This window comes from Methylorubrum sp. Q1, from assembly GCF_004683995.1.
Lineage (GTDB): Bacteria > Pseudomonadota > Alphaproteobacteria > Rhizobiales > Beijerinckiaceae > Methylobacterium.
In genome coordinates, this window is sequence record NZ_SRHQ01000095.1 from 1 (window position 1) to 847 (window position 847).

An 847-nucleotide genomic window follows, 5' to 3' on the forward strand; every position below is an offset into this window, starting at 1 on the left:
GCTGCCGACCTCCCGCGCCGCGCGGCTCCGCCGCCGGTGTTCCAGCCGGTGCCGGTGTTCACCTGGACGGGCTTCTACGCCGGTTTCAACGCCGGTTACGGCTTCGGCACCCAGGACGACCGCGTCCCGACCGTGATCGGCGTCGGCCCGGCCTCCCTGCTCGTGCCCCCGGGCACCACCGCCGTGGTGGCCTTCAGCAACCGCGAGTCCAACGAAGGCTTCGTCGGCGGCGGTCAGATCGGCTACAACTACCAGTTCACCCCGGGCTCCGGTGTCGTGATCGGTGTCGAGGCCGACGCCCAGTACGCCGATTTCGGCCGTGACCGGAACCGCTTCCTCTCGACCAGCCCGCTGGCCGCCCAGCAGGTGTTCAACCCGGCCGGCCTCTCGGGCCTCGACTTCTTCGGCACCGTCCGCGGTCGCCTCGGCTACGCCTTCGACCGCACCCTCGTGTACGGCACCGGCGGCTTCGCCTACGGCTCCGGCGGCGGTCGTGAGTTCGGCACCGGTGTGTCGAGCAACGACTTCCAGACCGGCTGGGCCGCGGGTGGCGGTATCGAGTACGCTCTCCCGACCGACTCGTTCCTGAACTTCTTCAAGTCCTCGGCCGTGACGCTGAAGGTCGAAGGTCTGTACGTGAACCTCGACCGCGGCACCGGTGGCCGTGGCGCCTTCGCGACGGACAACCAGGGCCGCACGGTCTCCATCGGCAGCCCGGGCACCGTGCTCGTCAGCGGCGGCCAGCAGATCCGCGACACCGAGTTCGCCGTCGTCCGCGCCGGCCTGAACTACAAGTTCGGCTCCTACTAGGATCCGGATCGCCGGCGGTCCCTCACCGGACCGCCGG

1 protein-coding gene is annotated in these 847 nt (G+C 70.2%); it reads left to right on the forward strand.

Annotation, left to right across the window (positions count from 1 at the left end; genetic code table 11):
* The coding region (locus tag E4V01_RS25415) for an outer membrane protein (RefSeq protein ID WP_135300306.1) at positions 1 to 810 on the forward strand (810 nt) is incomplete at its 5' end.
* Between the last annotated feature and the right edge of the window lie 37 nt (positions 811 to 847).